This window comes from Nocardia asteroides, from assembly GCF_900637185.1.
Classification (GTDB): Bacteria; Actinomycetota; Actinomycetes; order Mycobacteriales; family Mycobacteriaceae; genus Nocardia; species Nocardia asteroides.
Genome location: NZ_LR134352.1, coordinates 753,224 through 779,697, shown reverse-complemented (window position 1 = coordinate 779,697; position 26,474 = coordinate 753,224). Strand labels below are relative to the sequence as shown.

Annotated in this window: 19 protein-coding genes; 10 read left to right on the top strand and 9 right to left on the bottom strand. The window is 69.5% G+C overall.

Going from position 1 to position 26,474, the window contains the following annotated elements; all coding sequences use genetic code 11:
• Positions 1-33 precede the first annotated feature (33 nt).
• The 3 genes from recF to dnaA all read right to left on the bottom strand — a co-directional run bounded on the left by recF (position 34) and on the right by dnaA (position 5,440).
• Positions 34-1,221 (bottom strand): DNA replication/repair protein RecF, encoded by a 1,188-nt coding sequence (gene recF / locus EL493_RS03775; RefSeq protein WP_019050127.1) that lies wholly within the window; start codon positions 1,219-1,221, stop codon positions 34-36.
• A gap of 20 nt (positions 1,222-1,241) precedes the next feature.
• Positions 1,242-2,417 (bottom strand): DNA polymerase III subunit beta, encoded by a 1,176-nt coding sequence (dnaN, locus tag EL493_RS03770; protein WP_019050126.1) that lies wholly within the window; start codon positions 2,415-2,417, stop codon positions 1,242-1,244.
• A gap of 782 nt (positions 2,418-3,199) precedes the next feature.
• Positions 3,200-5,440 (bottom strand): chromosomal replication initiator protein DnaA, encoded by a 2,241-nt coding sequence (gene dnaA / locus EL493_RS03765; protein ID WP_019050125.1) that lies wholly within the window; start codon positions 5,438-5,440, stop codon positions 3,200-3,202.
• Between the two features lie 654 nt (positions 5,441-6,094).
• On the opposite strand from dnaA, the gene rpmH reads away from it, so the two are divergent.
• The 9 genes from rpmH (at position 6,095) to EL493_RS03720 (ending at position 16,656) form a co-directional block, all read left to right on the top strand.
• The gene (gene rpmH, locus EL493_RS03760) at positions 6,095-6,238 is read left to right on the top strand and encodes a 50S ribosomal protein L34 (RefSeq protein ID WP_005516618.1); all 144 of its coding nucleotides are present in this window, start codon (positions 6,095-6,097) and stop codon (positions 6,236-6,238) included.
• A 22-nt stretch (positions 6,239-6,260) separates the two neighbouring features.
• The gene (gene rnpA, locus EL493_RS03755) at positions 6,261-6,680 is read left to right on the top strand and encodes a ribonuclease P protein component (protein ID WP_022566608.1); all 420 of its coding nucleotides are present in this window, start codon (positions 6,261-6,263) and stop codon (positions 6,678-6,680) included.
• Complete coding sequence (yidD, locus tag EL493_RS03750; RefSeq protein WP_019050123.1) at positions 6,677-6,976, top strand: membrane protein insertion efficiency factor YidD; 300 nt, start codon at positions 6,677-6,679, stop codon at positions 6,974-6,976. The genes rnpA and yidD overlap by 4 nt, the downstream gene beginning before the upstream one ends.
• A gap of 4 nt (positions 6,977-6,980) precedes the next feature.
• Positions 6,981-8,057: a membrane protein insertase YidC gene (yidC, locus tag EL493_RS03745; RefSeq protein WP_019050122.1), complete on the top strand. Its 1,077-nt coding sequence runs from the start codon at positions 6,981-6,983 to the stop codon at positions 8,055-8,057.
• Between the two features lie 24 nt (positions 8,058-8,081).
• Positions 8,082-8,615, top strand: a complete 534-nt coding sequence (locus tag EL493_RS03740; protein WP_022566609.1) for a Jag family protein — start codon at positions 8,082-8,084, stop codon at positions 8,613-8,615.
• A gap of 95 nt (positions 8,616-8,710) precedes the next feature.
• Positions 8,711-9,451 carry a 16S rRNA (guanine(527)-N(7))-methyltransferase RsmG gene (rsmG, locus tag EL493_RS03735; protein ID WP_019050120.1) on the top strand — a complete coding sequence of 247 codons (741 nt, stop codon included), beginning with the start codon at positions 8,711-8,713 and terminating at the stop codon, positions 9,449-9,451.
• Between the two features lie 4,368 nt (positions 9,452-13,819).
• Positions 13,820-14,761, top strand: a complete 942-nt coding sequence (locus EL493_RS03730) for a ParA family protein (RefSeq protein ID WP_019050119.1) — start codon at positions 13,820-13,822, stop codon at positions 14,759-14,761.
• Between the two features lie 34 nt (positions 14,762-14,795).
• Positions 14,796-15,824 carry a ParB/RepB/Spo0J family partition protein gene (locus tag EL493_RS03725; RefSeq protein ID WP_022566612.1) on the top strand — a complete coding sequence of 343 codons (1,029 nt, stop codon included), beginning with the start codon at positions 14,796-14,798 and terminating at the stop codon, positions 15,822-15,824.
• A 106-nt stretch (positions 15,825-15,930) separates the two neighbouring features.
• Positions 15,931-16,656, top strand: coding sequence for a hypothetical protein (locus EL493_RS03720; RefSeq protein ID WP_030201658.1), 726 nt, complete (start codon positions 15,931-15,933; stop codon positions 16,654-16,656).
• Between the two features lie 58 nt (positions 16,657-16,714).
• On the opposite strand, the gene EL493_RS03715 is transcribed toward EL493_RS03720, so the two are convergent.
• From EL493_RS03715 to EL493_RS03690, 6 genes are all read right to left on the bottom strand, one after another.
• Positions 16,715-17,908 carry an N-acetylmuramoyl-L-alanine amidase gene (locus EL493_RS03715; RefSeq protein WP_022566614.1) on the bottom strand — a complete coding sequence of 398 codons (1,194 nt, stop codon included), beginning with the start codon at positions 17,906-17,908 and terminating at the stop codon, positions 16,715-16,717.
• Between the two features lie 129 nt (positions 17,909-18,037).
• Positions 18,038-18,370, bottom strand: coding sequence for a thioredoxin (trxA, locus tag EL493_RS03710; RefSeq protein WP_019050115.1), 333 nt, complete (start codon positions 18,368-18,370; stop codon positions 18,038-18,040).
• A 41-nt stretch (positions 18,371-18,411) separates the two neighbouring features.
• Entirely contained in the window at positions 18,412-19,398 is a 987-nt protein-coding gene (gene trxB, locus EL493_RS03705; protein ID WP_019050114.1) for a thioredoxin-disulfide reductase, read from the bottom strand.
• 97 nt (positions 19,399-19,495) lie between these two features.
• A complete protein-coding gene (locus EL493_RS03700) occupies positions 19,496-20,410 on the bottom strand; it encodes a hypothetical protein (protein WP_019050113.1) in 915 nt (304 codons plus the stop codon).
• A 95-nt stretch (positions 20,411-20,505) separates the two neighbouring features.
• Entirely contained in the window at positions 20,506-21,063 is a 558-nt protein-coding gene (sigM, locus tag EL493_RS03695) for an RNA polymerase sigma factor SigM (protein WP_030201653.1), read from the bottom strand.
• A 337-nt stretch (positions 21,064-21,400) separates the two neighbouring features.
• The gene (locus EL493_RS03690) at positions 21,401-25,201 is read right to left on the bottom strand and encodes a lipid II flippase MurJ (RefSeq protein WP_019050111.1); all 3,801 of its coding nucleotides are present in this window, start codon (positions 25,199-25,201) and stop codon (positions 21,401-21,403) included.
• Between the two features lie 708 nt (positions 25,202-25,909).
• Here EL493_RS03690 and EL493_RS03685 point away from each other — a divergent pair.
• Entirely contained in the window at positions 25,910-26,269 is a 360-nt protein-coding gene (locus EL493_RS03685) for a hypothetical protein (protein ID WP_019050110.1), read from the top strand.
• Positions 26,270-26,474: the final 205 nt, after the last annotated feature.

The window sequence follows — 26,474 nt, the reverse complement described above, 5'->3', positions numbered from 1 at the left end:
CGGTTTTCCACAGGTTGCTGTTGATAACTATCGCTATCTGTGCATATCTTCGGATTGTTCGGCGACGATCCGCGAGGTACGCCGGTCGGCCTCCCCGGTGGTCTGCACCCGCAGCGGCTCGGCGGCCAGCTCGGCGGGCACGTCCTCGGCAACCGCCGCCGTGATGAGCACCTGCTCCGCGCCCGCGGCGACCTCCGCCAGCGCGGTCCGCCTGCGCCGGTCCAGCTCGGCGAACACGTCGTCGAGCAACAGCACCGGCTCGGTGCCCGCACTGCGCAGCAGCTCGAACGAGGCCAGCCGCAGCGCCAGCGCGAACGACCAGGACTCACCGTGACTGGCGAACCCCTTCGCGGGCGCGCTGCCGAGCAGCAGCTCGAGATCGTCGCGGTGCGGGCCGACCAGGCACACGCCCCGTTCCAGTTCCCTCGGTCTGGCTGTGGACAACTCGCGCAGCACGATCTCGTGCAGCAGCGCCACATCGTCGGCGCCGGGCTCCCTGGCCGGGTCGAGCAACTCGGGCGGCAGATAGCTCGACCGGTAAGCGATTGCGGCGGGACGTGATTCGGGCGCGATCGATCGATACGCCTGCGCCAGATACGGATACAGGTCGTGGACCAGGCGCAATCGCTGCGCCAGCAGCACCGACGCGTGCTCGGCCAGATGCCCGTCCCACACGTCCAGGGTGCTCAGATCGGCACGGGAACGCACATGGCGCCCAGCGGTTTTCAACAGTGCCGAACGCTGCCGCAGTACCTTGTCGTAATCGGCGCGGACGCCGGCCAGCCTGGGCAGCCGGGCTGTGCACAACTCGTCGAGGAAGCGGCGCCGCTCCCCCGGATCGCCGCGCACCAGCGACAGATCCTCCGGCGCGAACAGCACCGTCTGCAGGATCCCGAGGATCTCCCTGGACCGGCGCACCGGCGACCGGTTGATCTGGGCCCGGTTGGCACTGCCCTGCTTGAGTTCCACGTCGACGCGCAGTTCGCGGCCCGTGTTGACCACGGTCGCCCCGATCCTGGCCTGCGTCGCGCCCATCCGGATCAGCGGAGCGTCGGCGGAGACGCGGTGTGAACCGAGCGTCGCCAGATACCCGATCGCCTCGAGCAGGTTGGTCTTGCCGTTGCCGTTCGCCCCCAACAGCACCGTGCGCCCTGGGGACAACTCCAGTTCGGCATGTTCCCACGACCGGAAATCACGGACCGACAGCGCACGAATGAACATGCCGGGTTACGCGGGCCGGCTCAGCCGGGCAGCCGGACCGGCATCAGCAGGTAGATGTACTGGCTCTCCAGCGCGGCGAACGCACCGGACTCCAGCACCTTGGGCTCCTCGTCGGAGGCGGGCAGCAGCACGGCCGGACGGCTGGGGGTGGTGAACCCGAAGGTCACCCGGTCCGCGTGCAGCGCCGACAGGCCCTCGGTGAGGTAGCCGGGGTTGAACGCGATGGTCAGCGGCTCACCGCGGAAATCGGCTTCCAGCCATTCCTCGGCGCGGCCCGCGTCGTCCCCACCCGCCGACAGCAGCACACCGTCTGTGGAGAACTCGAGCCGCACCTGTGCGCCGCGCTCGGCCACCAGGGCGACACGCTTGATCGCCTCGGACAGCGCCGCGACGGGCAGCGTGGCGATGGAGGTGTGCTCCTTGGGGAGCAACTGGCGGAACTTGGGGAATTCGGCGTCGAGCAGGCGCGTGGTGGTGCGGCGACCGGCGTTGACGATGCCGAGCAGGCCGTCGGCGCCGCCACCGGTGCCCAGCGACAGCTGCACGGGCGCGTCGGTGGCGCCGAGGGTCTTGGCGGCCTCGGACAGCGTGCGCGCCGGGATGAGCACGGCGGTCTCGATGTCGGGGCGGGTGGGCTGCCACTGCAGATGACGCACGGCGAGCCGGAAGCGGTCGGTGGCGGCCAGCACCACGTCGTTGCCCTCGATCTCCACCCGGATACCGGTGAGCATCGGGAGCGTGTCGTCGCGGCCCGCGGCGACGGCGACCTGGCCCACGGCCTCACCGAACACGTCGACACCGAGCTCGCCGGTCTGCTGCGGCACCTCGGGCAGCTGGGGATAGTCCTCGACCGGCATGGTCGGCAGGGAGAACTTGGCGCTGCCACAGGCGATGAGTACGCGGGTGCCGTCGACGGAGACATCGACCGGCTTGTTCGACAGCGCCTTGGTGATGTCGGCGAGCAGCCGGCCCGAGACCAGCACCTGGCCGGGACCGGCGACCTCGGCGGCCACCCGCATCTGCGCGGAGACCTCGTAGTCGAAGCCGGAGACCGTCAGGCCGTTCTCGTCGGCCACCAGCAGCACACCGCCCAGAACAGGCACAGGAGGACGGGAGGGCAGGCTGCGCGCCACCCAGGCCACCGACTCGGCGAAATCCTCTCGGGCGACCCGAAACTTCATGCTCGCAAGCTCCATCGCCCGATTGTCCTCTCCGAGTTTCGAATCCGTGTGCGGGGTGTTCAGCGGAGTCAGATGCTGCGTCGGCCGCGCACTGAGTCTCGCACAACCAGCCGACAACCAAACGGTACCCGGGCATCGCGGGAAGTCCGCATCGACCCTCCCGGCCGAGCGAAGGCTCTCTGCCCTGTCCCCTCTCCTCCTTGCCGCTTGTGAGTGGAGCACCGACCGAGCCGAGCCTGTCCGACCGACTTTCCACACACCCTGTTTTGAAGAGATCTCTCTAGAAGAAAGAACTGAAGTAGTAGTAGGCACTGTGGAATCTGTGGACTTCGCCCGAATCCGCAGGTCAGCGGGCACGTCGGCATGGGGATGGCCGTGGGGTGTCTCGAGGATGAACCGGGCGCGACTGTGGACGCGCGAAGTTGTCCCATTTTCATCCTCGAGTAGTCCTCGAGTTGTTCCACCGGATTCACCCGGTTGTTCACACGTCGGGGCAGGGTGGTGGCAACCAGGTGGATTCCTCGAGGACTCCACACGGATTCCTCGAGGAATCCACAGGACGGATCCAGCGTCGCCGCAGGTCCGCCCGGCCGTGGAGGTGTGCATGGATCGAGCTGTGGACGATGTGGACAACTCCCTGTGAGTGAACACTCCCAGATCGGTCCCCAGGCCCTGTGCGCCAACCGGTGCACAAGCGGTGGATTCCTCGAGGACTCCACAGGGATTCCTCGAGGAATCCACAGGGCAAAAAAGAACACCGCCCCAGGTCAGGGCGGTGTTCGGGGTTGGGGATGAAATCAGCGGGAGCGTTGTTTGATCCGGGCTGTGAGTTCTTGCACCTGGTCGTAGACGCGGCGCCGCTCGGTCATCTCCTTGCGCACTTTCTTCTCCGCGTACATCACCGTGGTGTGGTCGCGACCGAACGCCTGGCCGATCTTGGGCAGCGAGAGATCGGTGAGCTCCCGGCACAGATACATGGCGATCTGGCGGGCCTGGGCGAGCGGGCGCGCCTTGCCCGGCCCGGTCAGTTCCTCCAGCGTGGTGTTGAAGTACTCGGCGGTGACGGCCATGATCGTCGCCGCGTTGATCTCCAGCGCCGCGGTGTCGGGCATGAGATCGCGCAGCACCACCTCGGCCAGCGACAGGTCCAGCGGCTGGCCGTTGAGCGAAGCGAAGGCCGTCACCCGGATCAGCGCGCCCTCCAGCTCGCGGATATTGCGCTCCACCCGGCTGGCGATGAGCTCGAGCACGTCGTGCGGCACATCGAGCCGGTCCATCCGCGCCTTCTTGCGCAGGATCGCGATGCGGGTCTCCAGCTCGGGCGGCTGCACGTCGGTGATCAGGCCCCACTCGAAGCGGGTCCGCAGCCGCTCCTCCAGGGTGGCCAGCTGCTTGGGCGGGCGATCCGAGGAGACCACGATCTGCTTGTTCGCGTTGTGCAGGGTGTTGAAGGTGTGGAAGAACTCCTCCTGGATGCCTTCCTTGCCCTCGATGAACTGGATGTCGTCGACCAGCAGGATGTCGGTCTCGCGGTAGCGCCGCTTGAACGCGACCTTGCGGTCGTCGCGCAGGCTGTTGATGAAGTCGTTGGTGAACTCCTCGGTGGAGACGTACTTCACCCGCATGCCGGGGAACAGCCGCTGCGCGTAGTGGCCTGCCGCGTGCAGCAGGTGCGTCTTGCCCAAACCCGAAGCGCCCCAGACGAACAGCGGGTTGTAGGCCCGGGCGGGCGCTTCCGCGATGGCGACCGCGGCCGCGTGCGCGAACCGGTTCGACGCGCCGATGACGAACGTCTCGAAGGTGTACTTCGCGTTCAGGCTCGCCGAGGACGAAGCCTGCGGCGGCGCCTCCGGCGACTTGTTGAAGTAGGTCGGCCAGTTGTTGCGGGCGTCGACCACCGGCTCGTCCTCGGCCGGCTCGGCACCGGGCGTGCCCGGCCGCAGCGGCTCGGGCGCCGCCTCGACGACGGGTTCTTCGACGCGCGCGGCGAGCGGCTCCTCCGGCTGCGGAGCCCGGCCGCGGCTCGGCGCGCGCTGCGGCGGCGGGTCGGGAGTGAACAGCGATTCCTGGCCGGGCGGGATGTGCTCGCGGCGCGGCGAACCGCTCGGCTCGCGCCGGGCCTGCTGGGCGGGCTCGGCCGGGCGCGGCTCGGGGCGGCCGCCACGGAACTCGCCGCGGCCGCCGAACTCACCGCCGGCGTAGTCAGGCACCGGGTACACCGCGGTCGGTTCGAAATCGGTACCGGGGAACTCGGGGCGTTCGGCACCGAACTCCGGGTTCTGCGAATAGTCCGGAGTCTGCGCGTACTCGGCCTGCTGCGGGAAGTCTGGCTGCTGCTGATACTCGGGCTCGGGCTGGCGGTACTCCGGCTCGGGCTGACGGTAGTCGGTGTCGGGCTGGCGGTACTCGGTGTCGGCCGGGTACTCGCGGTGGCTCTGATAGTCGGGGCGCTCGCCGTACTCGCCCGGCTGCCCGGGGTAGTCGCGGCCGCCGTAACCCGAGCCGTAGTCGCCGGTGGCGGGGTACTCCGCGCCGGCCGGGTAGTCGTTGCCGTACTCGCCGGCACCGCCGGGGTACTCGCCCGCGCCGTAGCGCGGCCTGCCGTACTCACCGCGCGCGGCGTAGTCGGGGACGCCGAAATCGGGGCCGGGGTAGCCCGAGGGCGGACGCGCCTGCTCCCGCGGCCGCTCCGGCCTGCTGGTCATCCTGGCGTGCCGGGGCGAACTACCCGCCCGCTCCCCCGCGGCCGGGCTCGGCGCGGCGATGCGAACACCGAGTCCTTCCACCTGCGGCCCGAGCCTGCGGCCCAGCGAACGCAGGATGGGCTCACGCAGATCGCGCTCGATCGCCTCCTGTGCCAGCGACGAAGGAACCGACAGCAACGCGAAGCCCTGGGCGACGGTGAGCGGTTTGACCAGCTTCAGCCAGGCCTGCTGGGCGCGGCTGACCGCGGGAATGGCGCCGTCGGCGGAGCCGGTGGTGAGCTCGGCAACCACCTCCGGCCAAACAGTGGCCAGCACATTCTGCTCGTCGTCCATGCAGCGTCCTCCCCGGAACCGGTTCGTTGGGGCCCACGGCCGGGAGCACGCCGGCAACCACCTGTGAACAGGTGGAATCCAGTAATCCTGCGTACAACCGAAGCCGGTTCGAACGCCGTGCGGTCCCAGAATCTCCGAGTGCGGCGCGGGCACCGTCGGCCCTACGAATATGCCACTCGGGCCGTCTTTCCACACAATTATCCACAGATGTGGACAAACCTGGGGATAAGGGGAATCTGCCAGCGTGTGGCAGTGAATGGGGCTGGACCTGCGGTTCTTCAGCAATCCCCCGGCTACAGAGGTTAGCCGTCGCCGCCGCAGAAGGCCAGAGGTGTGGACGAACTCACGAAAACTCCCCCGCTGCGTCAGTGCGTCCCGGGCGTGTCGTCCCAGGTCGGCCCAGCTCGGGGCCGTCCGATGGCGTCCGGTAACCTGGAGATCGTGCCCGGCACCCGTGTCCGGGGGCCGAGTTTGACCCTGCCTGGCGGTATCAGTACCCTCGTACAGTCACCCCTTGGCGCGGTGGCGGCTCTGTGCTGCACGTCGATCGCCAAGGCTTTCTGCGTGTAGACCGCGGTCCGCTGCGCAGACATCCGAATCATTGAACAGACTTCGGGCGCCGTACGGTGCCCACCAACTCGAGGAGTGTTGACCGTGGCCAAGGGCAAGCGGACGTTCCAGCCGAACAACCGTCGTCGGGCGCGCGTGCACGGCTTCCGCCTCCGGATGCGCACCCGTGCGGGTCGCGCCATCGTTTCGGCGCGTCGCCGTAAGGGCCGTGCCGAACTGACTGCCTGATAGCGCCAGTCGGACGCTCGGGGTGTTGCCTGAGCCGTATCGGTTGCACCACCGTGCCGAATTCTCCCGCACGGTGCGCCGCGGTCAGCGAATCGGGAGGCGAGATCTCGTCGTACATGCGTTCACGCATACGTACGACGATGTCGCCGACGTCGATTCCCTGATCCGGATCGGTGGGCCGCGGTTCGGGTTGATTGTGAGCAAGGCGGTGGGTAACGCGGTGGTTCGCCACCGGGTGGCCCGCCGCCTGCGTCATATGTGCGCCCAGGTCGTCGACGAACTGCCCGCGGGTACCGATGTGGTGATCCGGGCGCTGCCCGGGGCGGCCACCGCCGACTCCGCCGAGTTGCTGCGCCAGCTGCGCACCGGACTACGCAAGCTCGGCTTGCGCAGTGCACCGGAGCCCGCGCTCGGTCGCACCCCGGTCGGTGAGCGGCGATGAGGACGCTGCTCCGGCTCCCCGCGAACACGCTGATCTTCCTGATCGAGCTGTACCGGACCTATGTCTCCCCCACCCGGATGCCGATCTGCCGGTTCACCCCCACCTGCAGTGAGTACGCGGTGACCGCCCTGCGCACCCGCGGCCTGCTCGTCGGGTCGGTGCTGACGGTCGTGCGCCTCGCGAAATGCGCGCCCTGGCACCCTGGAGGGTGGGATCCCGTGCCAGAGCGCGGGTCGAATGCCTGCACAAAGTCATCGCCCGCGCTGATCGGCGATACGAACGACGGGAGTACCTAGAGCCGTGCTCGACATCATCTATTGGCCGGTATCCGCGATTCTGTGGTTCTGGCACAAAGCCTTCGGCTTCGTGTTCGGCGCCGACAGCGGGCTCGCCTGGAGCCTTGCCATCGTCTTCCTGGTCTTCACGTTGCGGCTCGTGCTCTACAAGCCGTTCGTCAAGCAGGTACGTACCACCAAGCAGATGCAGGAGCTGCAGCCCCAGATCAAGGAGCTGCAGAAGAAGTACAAGAACGACCGCGAGACCATGGCGCGGGAGATGCAGAAGCTGCAGAAGGAACACGGCTTCAACCCGCTGATGGGCTGTCTGCCGGTCCTCGTGCAGGTGCCGGTGTTCCTCGGTCTCTTCCACGTGCTGCGCTCGTTCAACCGCACCGGCCACGGCTTCGGCCAGCTCGGTATGTCCGCGTACGACAACGCGCACACCCCGAACTACATCTTCTCCGCGACCGACGTCCAGTCGTTCCTGAGCGCCCGCATCTTCGGTGCGCCGATCGCGTCGTTCATCACGATGCCGCAGAGCGAACTGGAAGCCTTCGCCGAGTGGGGCGGCACCCCGACCAAGCTCACCATCGCGCTCGTCGCGATCCCGCTGATGGTGATCGCCGGTCTGGCGACGCACTTCAACGCTCGCGCCTCCGTCGACCGGCAGACGCCGGAAGCCGCCGCGAACCCGCAGGCCGCCATCATGAACAAGCTGTCGCTGTGGGTCTTCCCGCTCGGCGTGCTCGTCGGTGGCCCCTTCCTGATGATCGGCATCCTGATCTACTGGGTGGCCAACAACATCTGGACCTACGGTCAGCAGCACCTGGTGTTCGGCCGCATGGAGAAGGAAGAGGAAGAGAAGAAGGCGAAGAAGCTGGAGCAGCGGGCGCAGAACGCGCCGAAGCCCGGCGCCAAACCGGTCGACGTCCGCAAGCGTCCACAGGACGCCGCGACCGACGACTCGTCGACCAACGGCACCGCCGCGACCAACGGCACCGCCAAGCAGACCGCCAAGCAGGGTGGCGGTCAGCGCAGGCCGGGAGGCCAGAAGCGGCCGGGTAACCGCGGCCGTGCGAACCAGAAGCGTAAGCGCTGAGTGGCGATCGGATAGAGGAATCCAATGACTGTTGAGACCGAGACCGACGGAGGGGACGCCACTGTGGCGACGACTGTTGACGTCGTGAACGACGCTGAGGAAGCGCTGATCGAAGAGGGCGAGATCGCCGGCGACTACCTCGAGCAGCTGCTGGACGTGCTCGACTTCGACGGCGACATCGACCTCGATGTCGAGGGCGACCGTGCCGTCGTGAGCATCGACGGCGGTCGTGATCTGACCAAGCTCGTCGGACGCAACGGTGAAGTTCTCGACGCACTGCAGGAGCTCACCCGGCTCGCGGTGCAGCAGGCGACCGGCGTGCGCAGCCGCTTGATGCTGGATGTGGCCGGCTGGCGCGCGCAGCGGCGCAGCGATCTGAGCGAGCTCGGCGTCGCCGCGGCCAAGCGGGTGCTGGAGTCGGGCAAGCCCGAGGCGCTGTCCGCGATGACCCCGTTCGAGCGCAAGATCGTGCACGACGCCGTCGCCGACATCGATGGCGTGGCCAGCGAGAGCGAAGGTGTCGAGCCGAATCGTCATGTGGTGGTCGTGCCCGAGTAGGCTGACACCGCCCACGAAGAGTGTGAGTAGGGCCTCCGGTCTCGGACCGGGGGCCTTATTCATGCCCTGCTGAGAATCGATCACCACTCGGAAGGATGTTTCACGTGGAACGAGAACTGGGTGCGCAGACCGCCGACCTGGAACCCCCGGCCGTTGCCGCGCGGGTATTCGGCGACCGCCTGGACCTCGCCCGCCGCTACTGTGCGGCGCTGGCCACCGCCGGCGTGGAACGCGGACTCATCGGCCCCCGCGAGGTCCCCCGCCTCTGGGAGCGGCACATCCTCAACTGCGCGGTGGTCGGCGAACTGATCGAAGAGGGCGCGTCCGTCGTCGACGTCGGCAGCGGCGCGGGCCTCCCGGGAATCCCGCTGGCGATCGCGCGGCCGGACCTCCGCATCACCCTCGTGGAACCGCTGCTGCGCCGGACCATCTTCCTGAGCGAGTTCGTCGACGAGGTCGGGCTGAAGAACGTCACCGTGGTGCGCGGCCGGGCCGAGCAGTCCGGCGTCATCAAGGAAGCAGGCGGCGCCGACGTGGTCACCTCCCGCGCTGTCGCCCCCCTCGCCAAACTCGCCCACTGGTCCCTCCCCCTCCTCCGCGACCACGGACGGATGCTCGCCCTCAAGGGCACGAGCGCCGCCGAGGAACTCGAACGCGACGGCGCCGAACTGATCCGCGACGGAGCGACCGACCTCCGCGTCGTCGGTTGCGGCGCGGGCATCGTCGAGGTGCCGACACTCGTCATCAATGCCGAACTCCTCCCCCGCGCCGAGCGACCGACCCGTCGGGGTGCGCGAAAGATTGCGGGTGCGGAGAAGAAGGCGCGAAAGCGGTAATTCACGTTTCGTAACGTGACAAAACTGGTTGGGTGTAGCTGCCTACCGCCAGATCGGCTGAAATTTCGATGTTCCCGATGGGTCGCCGCAACCTTGCGCTGCAGACGTGTTTCACGTGGAACATGACCGTGTGCGGCCGACGCCACCACCGAAAGTTCGACAAGCGGAACGGCTCACTGTCACGCGAGCTGGGCGACCGGGCCAGCCGAGGGTGTCGCGGCGTGCCCACTGACCCGCCTCCTGGCCCGGTCGTCCAGCCTGTCCCGCCCCGGTCCTGCGCTATCCCGCTCGGCCCGGTCCAGCGGCCCGGCCCAGCTTGGCACTCCGCCAGCCTGATGCGGTCCCGCTTGGCCCCGCCCTGTCCCGCCTGGCCCGCCTAGCCTGGCCTGCCCAACTCAGCCTGACCCGGTATAACGCTACCCAGGCCGCCCAGCTCGGCTCGGCCTGGCGTAGCGCCACCAGGCCGCCCAGCTCGGTTCGACCTGGCATAGCGCCACCAGGCTGCCCAGCTCGGTTCGACCTGGCATAGCGCCACCAGGCCGCCCAGCTCGGTTCGACCTGGCGTAGCGCCACCAGGCCGCCCAGTTCGGCTCGACCTGGCACGGCGTCACCCAGCGCGGCCTCGGTTGGCTCAACCCGGCCCCTCCCGACTAGGTCCGGTATGACCCGGTCCGGTATGGCACAGCCCGGCCTTGCTTGGCTCAGCCCGGCCTCTCCTAGCCGGGTCCGGCGGTCCGGTCTGGCATGGCCCGGACGCCACCGATGCCGAGCTCGCCCGGTCCTGCATGGCCCGGCATGGCATGGCGCCGCCCAGTCCAATCCCGCTAGGCCCGGATCGGCATGTCCCGACCTGCATGTCCCGACCCGGCTGGGCGTGGACCGATCCGGCCTGACCCGGTTCAAACCTGCTGGGCCTGGCTGAGCATGGCCCGACCCAGGTATTTGCCCGGCGCTGCACCGCCGGTTCTGTGCGACCCGTCGAGGCCCGGTACTGCTCCCGCCCAGCCCTGCCAGTCCGGTCCGGCTCGGCTCGGCCTGGCCCTGCGTGCGGCCGAAGCTGCGCGCCCAGCCCAGCGGGACACAACCCCCGGCCGCCCGGTCCTGACCCGCCCAGCCTGTGCGGCCTAGCCGAGTGCGCACAGGCGGCATCCGGTCCGCGGCGTGGCGCCGTGCGGTGTGGTTCAGTCCGATGTGTCCATGTCCTGCCGACCCAGCCCGGCGCGGCTGGTCGGCCAAGCCCGGCGGTCCACCCCGGCACGGCTGGGTCCAGCGGACCTGCCCTGGTGGATCGGCCCGGCACGGCCTGATGCACTGCCGTGCGGCCAGAAGCGGTTCCGTCCGGGCGGCTTGGGCCAATGCGGCGCTCGGCCTGCCCGGTGCGGCCTGCCCGGCTCGGTACGCCCCTGCTCGGCTCGGCTCGGTACGCCCCCCTGCTCCGCTCGTCACGGCACGTGCGGTCGAGTGCGGTTCTGACTTGCTCGGCTCGGCGCGGTCGGGCGCGGTTCTGACCGGCTCGGCTCGGCGCGGTCGGGCGCGGTGGGGTTCTGACCGGCTCGGCGCAGCGCGGGCACAGCCAGCCCGACCCAGCGAAGCCCGGTCTCGATCCGGACCTGGTTCTGCCCGCCGGGCGCCACGCCACCCGGCGTCGCCCGGCTGCTTGGCGCGGTGGCTGGACCAGGCGGAGCAGGACCAGGCAGAGCCGGGGCAGGCAGAGCCGGGCCGGACCGGTGGGCAAAGCTGAATCGAGCCGGGCCGAACTGAGTCGGGCTGAACTGTGCAGCGCCGGACCGCGCCGTGCTGTCCGGCTTGGCGCGGTGCTGTTGGCGCGGTGGTGTCCGGCGCCGCCTGGCCTGGCGCGGTGCTGTCCGGCTTGGCGCGGTGCTGCCTGCCTTGACGCGGTGCTGCCCGGCGGAGCCTGGCTAAGCGCAGCCCGGACCTGCCTGCCTTCGTCAAACCAACCCGACCTGTCCGCCGCTGCTTGTCCAGACTTGCTGCGGCCCAGCCTGCCGCAGCGCGGCCCGGCGCCAACACCATTCGGTCCGGTCCGGCCCACTCCCCTGCCCTGTTCGGTCAGGCCCAGGAGTCCTGGGCCTGACCGTTCCGCTAAACCTGATCCAGCCACCTTTAGATCGGCACTACTCCGTTCTGCTCAGCTCGGCAGAACGTAACCCCGCCGGGCTGGCGCGACTCCGCCAAGCCCGGCCCAGGCCCAACAACCCAAGCCCGGCCCGTCCCGTCCAATTCGGCCAAACCGGCCCGGCGCTGATGTTCGGCTCACCCCGACCCGGTCTGGACGCGGTGCTACCCGACCTCGCGGGTGCTGCGCGGTGCGGTGCCGCACGCGTCCCGGATGAACGCAGTCCAGACCTGCCCTGGCATGCCGCCGCACCGCCCGGTGCTGCACCGGGCTGTTGGGTCCTTCTGACCGGCTCGGCCCAGGCCGGTTCGGTTCGGCTCAGCCCGGCTGACTCGGCCTGCTCGGCCCTCGGCCAGCTCGGCCTGGCTGGCCCGGATCTGTGCAGTGCGTAACGGGGACTGGTGGTCCGGACTTACCCCACCCCGGTCTGCCGCGGCGCGGTCCGGCGCTGCGCCGTTCGGCCCGGCTCAGCTCGGCCCCGCTCGATTCAGTTCTGCTCACCCGGTCCGGCTCTGCGGCGCTCAGCGCGGTGGGGTCGTTTCGACCCATCCCGGCGCGTGCAGTGCAGTCCAGTTGGTACGGCCCAGCACGGTTTGGTCCGCCGTGGCCTGGCCTGGCTCGGCTTGGCTCTGCTCGGTCCGGACCGGCGGCGTTCGGCCGAATGCATGTTGGTTCGGTGCGGCTCGGTCCGCTCTCGCCGGAGGTATAAGCGAGGCAGCCCCCGGTCGGCGGCAGACAGTCGACTCACCCGCGTCGGCCTCAGCATCGGCGCCGTGCTTGTACGGTCTAGCCCGGCTCTGCTCGCGGCCCGCCCGGCTCGGCGCTATTCGGCCTGGCGCGGTTCGGCGCGGCCCGGCGCGGTAGGTGTTGTCCTGTGATGTGGCCCGTCGCGGTGCGCGGCCCAGCACGGCCCGGTGCGCGCGGCCCGGTGCGCGCGGCCCCGTCCGGCCCGAGCCTGCTCCGAATACGTCCTGCCGGGCAGAGCGCGGCGCTGCCGGCGAGTCTTGTCCAGCTCGGTTCTGGCTCGGCCTCTGCGGTTGGGCGCTTCGATGTGATGCCGTGCCGTGGGGTGGGGCGCGGTGCGGGCCTCGCCCTGCCCTACATGGTGCGACTGCCCATCGGTGTGGTTCGACGCGGCCAGGCTCGGTGCGGCCCCAGCGGTCGGCCAGATGCGGCGTGGCTCAGGGCAGCTCGGTGTGGGTGCGGCATGACTCGCCCGGCCCAGCGCGTGCGCGTGTGAACCGGCCCGGGCACGGTGCGGTGCGTGACTCGGCCCCGGCGCGGTGCGGTGCGGCCCAGAGCGGTGCGGCGCGGACCAGAGCGGTGCGGCGCGGACCAGCTCGGCCCAGAGCGCTGTGGCGCCGCCCGCACCAGAGCGGCCCGGACCGGACTAGAGCGGCCCGGCCAAGCGGCTCGGCCCTGAGCGCCCCGGCTTCAGCCCAGGCGGCCCACCCGGTCCGGTGGCCCGGCCCAGCGTGGCGTGGCTCAGTGCGGTGAGGTGTGGAGTAGTGCGGCGCGGCCCAACCCATCGTGCTCCGTCCAGCACGGCGAACTCGTAGTGGGTCGGCTCCGGATACGGTTCAGCCGGTCGGCCGGTCGCGGCGTCGTTGACCCCCGCCCCGGCCCAGCTCAGCTCAGCCTGGCTCGATGCTGCTCAGCTCAGCTCAGCTCAGCCTGACCCGGCCCGGCCCAGCTTGGCTTGACGTGGTGCGGCCCGGCCCAGCTCGGCCTGACTCGATGCGACCTAGCCCAGCTCGGCCCAGCTCAGTCTGTCCCTAGTCTCGTCGAGTTCAGCTGTGCATGTGATCCCATGACGTCTCGTTGCTGAGTTGTCCTTGGGCGGTGATCGCGTGTGGGCTGCTCGGATGGGGCCGGGCCGGTTGAGTGGGGCGCGGAAAGGTCTATCGGCCGCTGGGATTTGGGGGTCGTTTTGTTCGTGTTTCCCGTGAAACATTGATCCGGCAAGTGCATTGGGTGAACTTGGGTGTGTCCTGCTCGGCGTGCCGCGATTCAGCTTTCTTATCCGTCGTAGTGCTGGCAAGCTATTCACAGTCGGGCGTGCGCGCCGGGAGCCACCGTCAGAATGGCCGGACGCCGCCGATCTTGTTTGTGACGACACGGCGCCGACGCTCGGTCGGGAGTACGTGATCTGAAGTTTCTCGGGTTAGGAGCTGTCTATGTCGAGCGGTCCGGCGAATGTTTCACGGGAAACAGCGTCGCGGGTCCCGGGGATGCTGGACTCCAGCAGCTTCGACCAGGAGACGTTCGGGAACACTCCTTTCGGGCACATCTCCCCGGCCGAGACCCCGATCGCGGCGGAAGCGCAACGCGCCAGCCAGATTCTGCATCCAGGAAAGGTCACTGTGCCGAAACCCCGCGAGCAACGGATCATCACCATCGCGAACCAGAAGGGCGGCGTCGGAAAGACGACGACCACGGTCAATCTCGCTGCGGCGCTAGCGCACCAGGGCATGACGGTTCTCGTTGTCGATCTCGACCCGCAGGGCAACGCGAGTACGGCGTTGGGCGTCGCGCATCACTCCGGGGTTCCGTCGAGCTACGAACTGCTCATCGGTGAGGTCGCCGTCAAGGACGCGATTCAGCAGAGTCCGCACGGCGAACGGCTGCTGTGCATTCCGGCCACCATCGACCTCGCCGGTGCCGAGATCGAACTGGTCTCGATGGTCGCGCGCGAAGGCCGGCTGAAGACGGCCATCCACGAGGCGGCGCTCGCCGGGTACGACATCGACTATGTCCTGATCGACTGCCCGCCCTCCCTCGGCCTGCTCACCGTCAACGCGCTCGTGGCGGCCAAGGAGGTGTTGATCCCGATCCAGTGTGAGTACTACGCGTTGGAGGGCGTGGGTCAGCTGCTCCGCAATATCGGGCTGGTGCAGGCGCACCTCAACCCCGAACTCCACGTCTCGACCGTGCTGCTGACGATGTACGACGGCCGCACCAAACTGGCCGACCAGGTCGCCGAGGAAGTGCGCAACCACTTCGGCGATGTCGTCCTCAAGTCGATGATCCCGCGCAGCGTGAAGGTCTCGGAGGCACCGGGCTACGGCATGACCGTGCTCGATTATGATCCAGGCTCCCGCGGTGCGATGAGCTACCTGGACGCGGGGCGCGAGCTCGCCGCCCGCGCTCAGCTGCGCCAGGACGCGTCGTAGTGGTGTGTTGGAACGAGGAAGGGATCGGTAGCCGATGAGTCAGGCGAAAAAGGGCGGTCTCGGGCGCGGCTTGGCCGCACTGATCCCGACGGGTCCGGCGGCGACGGCGCCGGGTCTCAGCAGTGCCGCGGCGAGCGTGATCGGGATCAACCCGATCGGCCCGCAGCCGGCCGAGGCATTCCTGCACCGCGTTCCGGACGCCGAGCCGGAGCCTGAGGAGGAACTCGTCTCCCCCGGCGACGCGGTCTACCGCGAGGTGCCCGCCGACCAGATCGTCCCGAACCCGAAGCAGCCACGACAGGTCTTCGAGGAAGAGGCGCTGTCGGAACTGGTGCACTCGATCCGCGAGTTCGGCCTCATGCAGCCGATCGTGGTGCGCCGGGTGGAGCCGGGGGTCGACAAGTTCCAGTTGGTCATGGGCGAGCGCCGGTGGCGCGCGTGCCAGGAGGCCGGGCTCGCGACGATCCCCGCGATCATTCGCGACACCGCCGACGGCTCGATGCTGCGCGACGCCCTGCTGGAGAACATCCACCGCGTGCAGCTGAACCCGCTCGAAGAGGCGGCCGCGTATCAGCAGCTGCTCGAGGAATTCGACGTCACCCACGAGGAATTGGCCACGCGAATCGGTCGATCCCGCCCGGTGGTGACGAACATGATCCGGTTGCTGAAGCTGCCGATCCCCGTGCAGCGTCGGGTGGCCGCCGGCGTGCTCTCGGCCGGGCACGCCAGGGCGCTGCTCGGACTGGATGCCGGAGCCGACGCGCAGGAAGTGCTGGCGGCGCGGATCGTCGCCGAAGGACTGTCGGTCCGGGCCACCGAGGAAGCGGTGACGCTGGCCAACCGCAATCCGACGGAGGTCGCTCCCCCGGCGCCGAAGCGCAAGCCGATCCACATGCCGGGTCTGCAGGAAGTGGCCGAGCGGCTGTCGGGTTCCTACGACACCCGGGTCACGGTGAGTCTCGGTAAGCGTAAGGGCAAGATCGTTGTCGAGTTCGGTTCCGTCGAAGACCTCGAGCGCATTGTGGCGCTGATGGAGCAATCCGGCCCCGAAACGTCACTGTGACGGGGCACTCCCATTCTTTCTACATAATTGAAAGAGGCGGCATTACTGTGGATAGTGATGTGGCGTGAGCGTGGATGAATCGGACAGCTGGAGGCTGAGCAGAGCAGTGTCGACCAGCGTCACGGCATTGACCCTCGACAGACTCGATCAGCTCCCGGCGCACACCCGGCGGTGTGTGTTCTGGGAGCTCGATCCAGCCGTCGCTGCCGACTCCCACGCCTTCAGCGATCCGGTCTTCGAGAAGGAAGCCTGGCTCTCGACCGTGATGCTCGAATGGGGCTCGTGCGGTCAGCTGGCCCAGGTCGACAACAACATCGCCGGCTGCGCGCTCTACTCGCCGCCTAGTGCGGTGCCGCGGTCGACCCTGTTCCCCACCTCCCCCGTGAGCCCGGATGCGGTCCTGCTGACCACGCTGCAGGCCGAATTCCCCTACGAGGAGGCCGATGTAGCCGATCGGCTGATCCAGGGCGTGGTGGCCGATCTGGTGCGTCGCGGTGTGCGGGCGATCGAGGCCTTCGGCATTCGCAACAACCCGGCGTCGAGCTCGGTGGCCGATCGTGGCCTCGGCTCGTCGATGCGGTTGATGGAACGGATCGCGGCGCCATTGCGCGACCCCGCCGCCGCGACCCAGTGCACACCCGAAACGTGCATGATCGACGCCGATTTCCTCAGCGACGTCGGGTTCGAAGTGGTGGCCCAGCATCACCGCTTCCCCCGGCTGCGGCTGGAACTGAACTCCGACCACGGCTGGAAGGAAGACGTGGAGCGCGCGCTCGACCAGCTGCTCGCGGCCGCGTCGATGGCACCGCCCGCGCGCGTCGGCGTGTTCTGAACCGGACAGACGGCAACGGCCCTGCGGAGAACCGCAGGGCCGTTGGTCGTTTCGGGGGCTAGACGCGCGGGGCCGGGACGTTGCCCGCGTCGGCGGCGGCCAGCTCTTCGGCGAGCAGCTCGGCGAAGGTGTAGGTGCCGGTGGGCTGGTCGTCCTGGCCGAGCAGGTACAGCCGCTTCACCGAGATGAGGATGGCTTCGGCGATCACATCGCGCATGCGCGGGTTGGTGAGCACCGAGGCGTCGTACTCGTTGGTGAGGTAGCCGAGGTCCACCTGCACGGTCGGCATCTTGGTGAGCCGCAGCAGGTCCCAGGTGCGCTGATGGGTCCGGCAGTCCTGCACCGAGGTGCGGGCGACGACCTCGCGCTGGATGAAGCCGGCCAGCACCTGGCCGATCATCGACACCGAGCCGTGCGAGTTGCCGAAGTAGAAACCGGCCACACCCTGCGCGGACGGGTTGTCGCTGGTGGCGCAGCGCAGCGAGATCATCAGGTCTGCGTCGAAGGCGTTGGAGGTCTCCGCGCGTTCGACATCGGTGGGGTTGGCGCCCCACGGCCGGGACAGGAAGGTCTCCATGCCGGTGGCGGCCATCCGGCCCTCGAGCCGCGAGGCCAGATCCCAGAGGATCTCCGACTCGTAGACGTCACCGAACTCGGTGGGCACGGCGAAACCCTTGTCGGCGCCGCCGAATCCGGGATCGATGACGATCCGCTTGCCGGTGAGCTGCGGGCCCGCGCGGTGCACCACCTCTTCCTCGGCGATGCGGTGCGGATTGCCACCGGTGACCCGCGCGCCGAGCAGATCCAGCGACCGCAACGTGTCCGGGCCGCAGATGCCGTCGGCGGACAGGCCGATCTCGCGCTGGAACGCGCTGAGCCCGTCGTGGGTGTGCGGGCCGAAGTGGCCGTCCACCCGGTGGACGTAGAAGCCCAGGTCCTGCAGCTTGCGCTGCAGGGTGGCCACGTCGTCACCGTAGAGCGGTGCGGACAGCTGGTAGATCAGCGTGCGGGCACCCAGGCGGTAGGAGGCTTCCTTCAGCGCGCGGTAGGTGGCCGGACCGACCACACCGTCGACGAGCAGTCCGCGCTGCTGCTGGAACGCGCGCACCGCCGAGTCCAGCGAGCGGTCGAATTCCGCGTCGGTGTCTTTCCAGTAGTCGCCGTGCTGGGGATGCAGGAAGCCGAGGCTTGCGAGGGTGCTCCGAACCTCTGCTACGGCTGGTCCTGAATCGCCGTGACGAAGTCGGTGCATGCGGGATAGCCCTTTCCTTCGGCCGGAGCGTCGCCTCGATTGTCTCAGACCCGGGCCGTATTGGCGGAATCCCGGGTCCAGGCATCCTACGGCGCGTCGGCCGGTAGGAGGTGCTTTATCAGACTGCGGTCAGATGAGACCGTCGAGTTCGCGGAGCAGCGCGGCCTTGCCCTTGGCGCCGACGATCTGCTTCACGGGCTTGCCGCCCTGGAACAGGATCATCGTCGGCAGGGACAGGATCTGGTAGTCCCGGGCGGCACCCGGGTTGGCCTCGGTGTCGAGCTTGGCGATCGTCAGCTTGTCGGCGTGGGTACCGGCGATCTCCTCCAGCACGGGCGCGACCATCTTGCACGGACCGCACCAGTCGGCCCAGAAGTCGACCAGCACCGGCTTTTCGCTGAGCAGGACGTCGTCGGCGAAGGACTGGTCGGTGACGGTGATGGTGTTGGCGCTCTCGGCCATGGGTCTCTCCTTGCTGGGGGTGGAACTCGACGAGCTCGAAATCAGTTGGCGGGCACCGCGGCCGAGCCGTCGGCGTTCTCGAGCGTGTTGGCGGTGATGTCGCCCTGCTCGGCGAGCCAGCGCTCGGCGTCGATCGCGGCGCGGCAGCCGGTGCCCGCGGCCGTGATCGCCTGCCGGTAGGTGTGGTCGACCAGGTCGCCCGCGGCGAACACGCCGGCCACATCGGTGGCGGTGCCCGGATCGGTCACCTGCACATAGCCTTCGCCGTCGAGCGCGACCTGGCCCTTGACCAGTTCGCTGCGCGGGTCGTGGCCGATGGCGACGAACAGGCCGGTCGCGGCGAGCTCGGACTCCTCGCCGGTGCGGGTGTCGCGCAGGGTGAGGCTGGTGACGCTCGTCTCGCCGTTGACCTTCACCACTTCGGCGTTGAGCCGGAACTTGATCTTCTCGTTGGCCTTGGCGCGCTCGAGCATGATGCGCGAGGCGCGGAACTCCTCGCGGCGGTGCACCACGGTGACGCTGGCCGCGAACTTGGTGAGGAAGGTCGCTTCCTCCATGGCCGAGTCGCCGCCGCCGACGACCACGATGTCCTGGCCCTTGAAGAAGAAGCCGTCGCAGGTGGCGCAGGCGCTCACGCCGCGGCCGAGCAGTTCCTGCTCGCCCGGCACGTTCAGGTAGCGGGCGGCCGAGCCCATGGCGAGGATCACGGCGTAGGCCTCGAAGGTCTCGTCGCCGACGGTGACCTTCTTGATGGTGCCGGACAGGTCGATCGCGTCGACGTCCTCGGTGCGCAGGTCGGCGCCGAAACGCTTGGCCTGCTCGCGCATCTGCTCCATGAGATCGGGGCCCATGATGCCCTCGCGGAAGCCGGGGAAGTTCTCCACCTCGGTGGTGGTCATCAGGGCGCCGCCGAACTGGGTGCCCTCGAAGACCAGCGGCTGCAGCTCGGCGCGGGCGGCGTAGACGGCTGCCGTGTAGCCGGCGGGTCCTGAGCCGACGATGATCAGGTCGCGAACTGGCGTGCTCATGGGGCCCTTCCGAAAAGACAAGCTGGGGACGTGTCGGTCAACAACAGCCTAAACGGTGTTGTTCCCGGGGTTACGGCGCTTCCCTGGAAGCGCGGGGTCAGCCGATGTCGCGTAGCGCGAGTTGCTCGGGCGCGCCGGTGGTGCAGCCCGCGCCCACGACCAGCGCGGTGATGGTGGGCGGCTTCGGTCCGATGACGAGCACGAGGACCGCGTCGGCGCCACGGTAGGTGATGTTCGACGCACCGAGGACGGCGCGGTCCACGCCGTTGGCCTGGACGCAGCGGGCGAGCGCTCCCTCGTCGCCCAGCGGGCCGCTCACTTCGCGTTTGCCCAGTGCGCTGAGCGCGGCGGCGGTGGTGAGTTCGTCGCCCCCGGGGTCGGGCTCGATGATCGGGGCGGCGGTGGGGGTGCCGTCGGTGGTGTCGAGGGTGGAGACCACGGCGCCCGCGCTGGCGAGGACGGCGACGGTGGCGGCCGCCGCGGCGAGCCAGCCCATCCGGCGGCGAGATCGGTACTGCGCCAGCGAGACCGGTGCGGCGACAGGTGGCTGCGCCGGGACGGACGACGCGGTGAGCCGCTCGGTGGGGCCGTCCTCCTGGGCCGGGAGCAGGGTGCCGAGGCGGTCTGTCGGGCCGTCCTCGGTAGCCGCGAGCGGCGTGCTCAGGCGTTCGGTAGGACCGTCCTCCTGGGCGGCGAGCAACGTGGACAGACGTTCGGTGGGGCCGTCCTCCGGGGAAGAAGGCACGTCGGTCGTTTCATCGCCGGTGTCGAGGTCGAGATCGGCGATGAAGCGGAACATCCGGTCGGCGACGTCGTCGGGCATGGGGTGCATGACCGGGTCGTCGGTGGCCAGGGCGCGTAGGTGCAGGTTCACCTCGTCGAGCTGGCTCAGGTAGTGCAGCGCGTCTGGGTCGGTGCTGACCTTCGGCCACAGTTGCTCGCGCAGTTCGGGCGCGAGGTTGTCGGCATGCAGATCGGCCAGCAGTTCCGACGGGAACGGAGGCTGCGGCACGGATCGAGCCACCTCGCACCTCCCCTGTTCTGTCGATATCGGATCGCAGGATTTACATCGCTGACTTGTTCGTCACTGTTATTGACGCATCCGGCCTAGGTCCGGTTCCCCGGATCCCGGAAAAATTCCAAACGTTCTTGCAAACGTACGCGCGCTCGGGAGCATCTGCTCTTGATAGTGCCCTCCGCCACGCCGAGCGCGGCGGCCGTTTCGGCCACGCTGCGCCCCTCCATCTCGACCATGACCAGCGCGAGCCGCTGATCCTCCGGCAGCGTGAACAGTGCCTCGCCGACGACGGTCGACAACTCGTACTCGGCGAACTCGTCGCGCGGCTCGACCGCCTCCGGCATGGTGTCCGGTGTGATCGATATCGCGCGGCGGGTCTTGTTGCGGCGGATCCGGTCCAGGCAGGCGTTCACCACGATCGCGTGCAGCCAGCTGCGGACTTCGGCCTCGGCCCGGAACGAGCCCGCGGTGCGATGGGCGGACAGCAGCGCGTCCTGCAGCGAGTCGGCGGCGTCCTCCCGGCTGTAAGAGGTGCGCAGCGCGGTCTGCCACAGATGATCCTTGTGCCTGCGCAACAGCTCGGCGAAGGCGTGCGGTTCGCCGCGGACGTGGGCGGCCAGCAACTCCTTGTCACTGCCGTTCTCCAGGACGAACGAGCGGTCGCGGTATGCGGCGACCTGCCGCGTTCTCCCCCCGCGGACTTGCTCGTTCACTTCCGGCGACAACACCTGACCCCTTGGACAGCGCTCATTACGGCGACTTCACGTCGGCGAGCGAGGCCGATCCATCACCTGACTACAACGCAGCGTCCAGGATCGACGTGGACAGACCCTGGGTAGCTCCCTGCCGGAAGCGCGGGTGCGATCATATCGTCGATAACAATTGCGCACCAACCGGACCGCAGTTCGGCGAATATCCGATTTCGGGGCGGAATCAGGCGGCGACCTGCGCAGATGGGCGCGTGGGAAAGGTCGGCGCGGGGGTTTACGGCGCGGCGTCGAAGCGGACGTCGGCGATCGCGGTCTGGAACTGACCGCCGGAATTCGCCAGTCCGGTGATCCAGACGAGCACGAAACGAGCGGCCTGATCGGTCTGCACGGCGATGTCGGTGACCCCGTCACCGAGCTTGGCCGAGCCGATCAGCTGGGTCTGGTCGAGCGTGGGCGCCTCGGTCGGCGAGGTGCGGATCTCCACCGTGCTGCCCGCACTGGGCGAGGTGATCGAGACATTGGTCAGCTTGGCCGGGGTCGGCAGCGTGGCCAGCAGCCCCACGCCCTTCTTGAGGGCGGGGAACTGCTGGAAGTACTGATCGGTGCGCCACAGCGTGGCCGGGTTCTGGTCGAGCACGGCGCCCGAGGTGGCCGCGCCGTCCGGGGTGCCCTCAGGGGAGAACACCGCGGCACCGGTGACCGGCACGGGCACGCTGGTCGGCGGTGCCGCAGGCGTCTGCCCGGCCGGGGTCTCCGCGGCCGCGCTCGGCGGCGCGACACTCGAGGTGAGCCCGATGTTGATCTGCTCGTCCAGCGGCTTGTCCGAGGCGCCGGGCGCGAAGATGCTGACCATCCACCAGATGAGAATGCCCACGACCAGCGCGGCGAGCACGCCCAGGCCGACCATGATCCACATCATCCGCTTGCCGCGTTCCCGCTCGGCGGCGAGCAGTTCCGGATCGGCGAGCGAGTCGGGACCGCTGGCGACGGCACGCTGACCGAGCCGCAGCACCGGGATGAAATCGGTCTTCTGGTCGACCACCGACGCCTGTTCCAGCACGTGCTGGACGGTGGCGGCGGTGCGTACGCCCTTGTTCGACTCCAGCGAACGGACCGCGACGGCCGAGATCTCGAACGGCACCTCGGGCCGGATCTGCCGCGGCTCCACCGGCGTGCCGTCCGGGCCGAAGTCGGCCAGGCGCAGGCCACCGATGGTGGCGGCGGTACCGGTGACGCCACCGACCCGGATCGGCCAGCGCGCGGTGATCAGGGCGTAGAGCATCGCGCCGAGGCCGCGCACGTCGGCCTGGGCGTCGGAGTCGCCGAGGGTGCCGGGGAACGCCAGCACGGCGTCGCCGGAGGCGCTGATGCGGATGCGGTCGGGATGATCGATCGACAGCGAACCGCCGCCGCGATGCGCGAGCTCGGCCGCCGAGGCCAGCGCGCGGATGGCCCTGGCCGCGCCGATCGGCGACGGCACGGTCTCGGCCATCTCCCGCAGCGATCGTCCGGGGGTCCATTCGGCGACGACGATGCCGCCGGAGCTACCGCGAACCACGTCCAGGACCCTTGCCAGGCCGGGCGAATTGATCCGGCCGAGGCGCAGTGTGCGCGACAGGATGGCCTGCGGGCCGTCGTGCCCTGAGTTCTCCCCCGACTTCTGATCGGCGTCGACGAAGGTGAGCGCGACCTCGCGGTCGAGCTTGATGTCGAGCGCCTGCCAGAACTTCAGCCCGCGCGCGCCACCGTGACTGGCCAGCAGGCGGTACCTGCCGCCCGCCACGGACGCGCCGGGGATCAGCTTCGGGCCACGCTGGGCGCGGCTCGCCGCCGCGGGCGGGACCTGCGGCGGGATCGGCAGCATGCCGGTGTCGTGGGTCGGATCGTGCGGCGGCATGGCCTGGCGCGCGTCGTCGTGCTGGTCCGCCGCCGAGCTGTTATGCGGCGATTCGGCCTCGTCGGGCGTGTCGGCCTGCTCTGATCCTGTCGCATCGGACGCGGCAGGATCGACATCGGTGGACATTCCTCCTGCTGCGCGCGCCGCCGAATCAGCGGCCGGGACGCCGCCCACCGCGTCATCGCTCACCCTCGGTCCTCCTTCGGCCTGATCTCGCGGATTCATCCGCGTGCTGGCGCCATCGCCACCCATGTCGGTCTGCCGAACAGCGTACGGGAACTGTGCCTGACCGGTGATGTCAACAGCACCGGGCCGGATGACCGGCAGCACCATGGTCTGGGTGTCCATCGACGGCCCATATGACGGGAAAGCGTAGGTGTCGGGCCGGCGCAGCACCGTGGTCGCGTAGATGTCGTCCGCGGGGGCGTCCTCGTCGAGACCGAGGTCCGGTGCGGGCGGGGTGATCCCCAGCTTGCGGGAGATCGCGACGGTGATCGCCACGACCTCGGGGATGCCCGCCAGGCGCATCAGGCCGAACGCCACCGAGAACATCACCAGCGCGCCGACGGTGACCCGCAGCAGCGACGCGGGACCGCCGGAGAGCTGGTCCATCCGGGTGACCGTGTCGACGATGAGCATCACCGCGCCACCGGCCACCGAGGCCAGCAGCACCCGGGTGACCGTGCGGCCCACATTGGCCATCCGCAGATCACCGAGACTGCGGTGCAGCAGCATGCCGCCGATCACCGCGCCCGCGGTGAAACCGAGGCCGGTCGCGACGCCGAGGATGATCACCACGTCGTCGCTGTCGCGCGCCAGCACCGGGGCCAGCGCCGAGAACACGATCTTGACCGCGGTGATGCCGAGGATGATCCAGGTGGGCGTCCAGGCCTGTTCCCTGGCGTAGAAGACGCGCAGATGGATCAGCACCAGCGAATACGGGATCAGCGAGAACGCCGACCAGCTCACCGCGTGGCCCAGGCGCTCGGCGTCGCCGGCGAACCGGGCGTAGCCGTAGAGCGCCTCGCCGACCTGCGGTCCGGCCAGGGTCAGGAAGATGACCACCGGGATCAGCGCGATCATGGTGAGCCGGGTCGCCACCGACAGGTCGTCGACCACGGCGGGGGTGTCGTCGGCGGCGGCGTTGCGGCTCAGGCGCGGCATGATCGCGGTCAGCAGGGTCACGCCGAGCACGCCGTAGGGCAGCTGCAGCAGCAGCCAGGCGTTCTGGAAGATGGCCGGGCCCGCCTCGTCGGCGGCGGAGGCGATGTGGTTGGCGACCACCAGGCCGACCTGGCTGATCAGCACGTACAGGATGATCGCCGCGCCCATCCGGCCGAACTGCTTGAGGCGCGTGTCCACACCCCACAGCGGCCGCAGGTCGATGCCGTGGCGGCGGATGGCGGGCAGCAGGCTCAGCGCCTGCGTCGCCACACCGGCCGTGATGCCGATGCCGAGGACCAGCAGTTTCGGGTCGCCCATGCGTACCGGGTCGAGACTGATCTCGCCCGGCGTGAGCGCGTACACGGCCAGCACCACCAGCACCACGATGTTGTTCAGCACCGGCGCCCAGGCACCCGGTTTGAACGCCTGCCTGGTGTTCAGGATGGCCGTGAACAGCGCGGACATGCCGTAGAACAGGATCGCGGGCACCAGCAGGTAGGTGAGCGCCGTGGTGAGCGCGGTGTTCACCTTGCCGTCGGCGGCGACGAAGACATGGGTGGCCAGGATCGGGGTCGCGGCCATGGTGAGGACGGTGGCGGCGAACAACACGGTGAACGCGGCCGTCACCAGTCTGCGCACGAACGCGGCGCCGTTGTCGGCGTCCTCCTGTTCGGCGCGGATCAGCGTGGGCACCACGATCGCGGTGAGCACGGCGCCCAGCACCAGCTCGGCGATCATGTTCGGGATCAGGTTCGCCGAGGTGAATGCACTGGCGATCGCCGGACCCAGCACGGTCAGCAGCAGCAGCTGCTTGGCGAAGCCGGTGATGCGGCTGATCAGCGTCGCGATGGCGATGGAGCCGGAGTCCTTCAGCAGTTTCGCGTTGGCGCTCTGCGGCGTGTCCTTCTCAGCGACCTTCGCTGGCCGCGCGATCTTCTGGGTCTTCGCGGCGGCATTGTCGTCGACGGCGACGGGGCGACGTCGCGCCTCGGCGTCGACCGGCGTCCCCGGCATCCCGGGATACCGCTGCGGCGCGCTGCGCCGCTCCGGCTGCCGTCCCGGCGCGTCGTAGCCGCCGGGCTGCGCACCGGTCCGCTGCCGAGGGATGGCACCGGACTGCGGTCCCTGCGGCGGCCTCGCGCGCCCCGACGCCGCGTCGTCCCGGCGAACACCGTCGGCCGGTGCCTGACGCGGAATCGCGCCCGACTGCGGCCCGCGCTGCTCCGAGCCCGGTGCTTGGCCGGGGCGTTGCGTGCGGAAGTCCGCGTCACCGGCGGGCGGATGGCTGGGCCGCGGCGTGCGGAAGTCCGCGTCACCGGCGGGCGGATGGCTGGGCCGCGGCGTGCGGAAGTCCGCGTCACCGGCGGGCGGTTGGCTGGGGCGCGGCGTGCGGAAGTCCGCGTCACCGGCGGGCGGTTGGCTGGGGCGCGGCGTGCGGAAGTCCGCGTCACCGGCGGGCGGTTGGCTGGGGCGCGGCGTGCGGAAGTCCGCGTCGCTGGCGGGCGGTTGGCCGGGGCGTTGCGTGCGGAAGTCCGCGTCGCCGGCTGGCGGTTGGCTGGGGCGCTGTGTGCGGAAGTCCGCGTCGCTGGCGGGCGGATGGCCGGGGCGCTGTGTACGGAAGTCCGCTTCGGCGCCTCGTGTCTGTGCCGAGTGCGGACGAAGGCCCGGGTCGGCGTCCGAGGGCAGCATTGGCCGTTGTGGTCTGGCGTCGGCGCCCGGTGCGTGGCTGGGCGGCCGGAATTCGCCCTGGCCGGGTGCGATCGGCTGACCGGGGCGCTGCTGCGGGAACTCACCGGAGCGCGCGTCGAAGCCGGAAGCGGGCCGCGGGGGCTGCCCGGGACGCTGCGGGAACTCGCCGCCGCGTGGGCCGGACCCCTGGGCGGGTGCGCCCGGGCGTTGCTGCCGGGGGAACTCACCCGACTGCGCGCCGGGTCCGGGCAGCGGCTGACCAGGACGTCGTTGCAGCGGGAACTCGCCGGACTGCGCGGCGGAACCCGGCTCATGCAGCGGCCGTTGCAGCGGGAACTCACCCGACCGCGCCGAACCGGGCTGATCCGAGCGCTGCTGCGGGAACTCACCTGAGCGTGGACCCGCGGATGCGGGACGAGGCTGTTGGCCGGGGCGATGCGGCGGCAACTCGCCCGGCAACGGGCGTGGGGCCTGGCCGGGATGCTGGTCCGGCGGGAATCCGCTGGGACGCGCACCGGCCTGGCCTGGATGCTGCGGTGGAGCACCGGGACCGCCCGGAGCGCTCGAACCATGGGGACCGCCGAGGCCACCGGCGACA

Bases quoted from the DNA above. Each gene is read 5' to 3' on its own strand.
- EL493_RS03740 (WP_022566609.1), top strand. From the start codon at position 8,082: ATGACTGTTGAGACCGAGACCGACGGAGGGGACGCCACTGTGGCGACG.
- dnaA (WP_019050125.1), bottom strand. From the start codon at position 5,440: ATGGACGACGAGCAGAATGTGCTGGCCACTGTTTGGCCGGAGGTGGTT.
- rsmG (WP_019050120.1), top strand. From the start codon at position 8,711: ATGTTTCACGTGGAACGAGAACTGGGTGCGCAGACCGCCGACCTGGAA.
- EL493_RS03690 (WP_019050111.1), bottom strand. From the start codon at position 25,201: ATGCCGGGGACGCCGGTCGACGCCGAGGCGCGACGTCGCCCCGTCGCC.
- EL493_RS03730 (WP_019050119.1), top strand. From the start codon at position 13,820: ATGCTGGACTCCAGCAGCTTCGACCAGGAGACGTTCGGGAACACTCCT.
- yidD (WP_019050123.1), top strand. From the start codon at position 6,677: ATGAGGACGCTGCTCCGGCTCCCCGCGAACACGCTGATCTTCCTGATC.
- trxA (WP_019050115.1), bottom strand. From the start codon at position 18,370: ATGGCCGAGAGCGCCAACACCATCACCGTCACCGACCAGTCCTTCGCC.
- EL493_RS03715 (WP_022566614.1), bottom strand. From the start codon at position 17,908: ATGCACCGACTTCGTCACGGCGATTCAGGACCAGCCGTAGCAGAGGTT.
- trxB (WP_019050114.1), bottom strand. From the start codon at position 19,398: ATGAGCACGCCAGTTCGCGACCTGATCATCGTCGGCTCAGGACCCGCC.
- dnaN (WP_019050126.1), bottom strand. From the start codon at position 2,417: ATGGAGCTTGCGAGCATGAAGTTTCGGGTCGCCCGAGAGGATTTCGCC.
- EL493_RS03725 (WP_022566612.1), top strand. From the start codon at position 14,796: ATGAGTCAGGCGAAAAAGGGCGGTCTCGGGCGCGGCTTGGCCGCACTG.
- recF (WP_019050127.1), bottom strand. From the start codon at position 1,221: ATGTTCATTCGTGCGCTGTCGGTCCGTGATTTCCGGTCGTGGGAACAT.